Consider the following 814-nt stretch of genomic DNA (forward strand, 5'->3'; position numbering starts at 1 on the left):
GCATTTCGCTTGATGCGAATCGCCTACCTTCGTTACTTCTGGATCGTAGGACATGCAGACTTCCATCGCTTCATTGCAGCGAGCGCAGAACCCGCACCCTGCTGGCGGCTTAATCAGATCTGGCGGTGTGCCGTAAATCGGAATAAGCGGCTCATCTTTCTTCTGATCCAGACGAGGCAAGGAACGGAGCAAGCCCTTCGTATAAGGATGCTGTGGATTTTTGAATATATCCCATTTCGTGCCGGTCTCAACAATTTTACCAGCATACATAACAATGACTCGGTCGCATAGATCAGCGACAATTCCGAGATCATGTGTAATTAATATAATGGATGTGCCCATCTCCTGCTGCAGCTGCTTCATAACGCGTAAGATTTGAGCTTGTATGGTTACGTCAAGCGCTGTAGTCGGTTCATCTGCGATTAGCAGGGATGGTTTGCAGGCAAGTGCAATGGCAATCATCGCGCGCTGGCGCATTCCGCCCGAGAATTCATGCGGGTATTGCTGGAAGCGGGAAGCTGGATTCGGAATGCCAACCATAGACAGCATCTCGATAGCCCGTGTCTTCGCTTGTGAAGCGCTCATCTGTTGATGCTTCATTAATACCTCAGTAATCTGTCGACCTATCGTCATCGTCGGATTTAATGATGTCATCGGATCTTGGAAGATCATGCCGATGTCTTTACCACGAATCGTTTGCATGTCACGTTCTTTCAGCTTCAGCAGATCATTTCCCTTGAAGCGTATCTCGCCTTGCTTGACCTTGCTAGGTGGGCTTGGCAGCAGCCGCAATATCGATTGTGCCGTAACACTC

The 814-nt window shown here is 49.3% G+C and carries 1 protein-coding gene; it reads right to left on the reverse strand.

The annotated features are described in order from the left end of the window. The coding region (locus AZ66_RS29370; protein ID WP_044358205.1) for an ABC transporter ATP-binding protein at nucleotides 1-814 on the reverse strand (814 nt) is incomplete at both ends.

The sequence above is a fragment of the Paenibacillus sp. E194 genome (assembly GCF_000935845.1).
GTDB lineage: Bacteria > Bacillota > Bacilli > Paenibacillales > Paenibacillaceae > Paenibacillus_B > Paenibacillus_B alvei_B.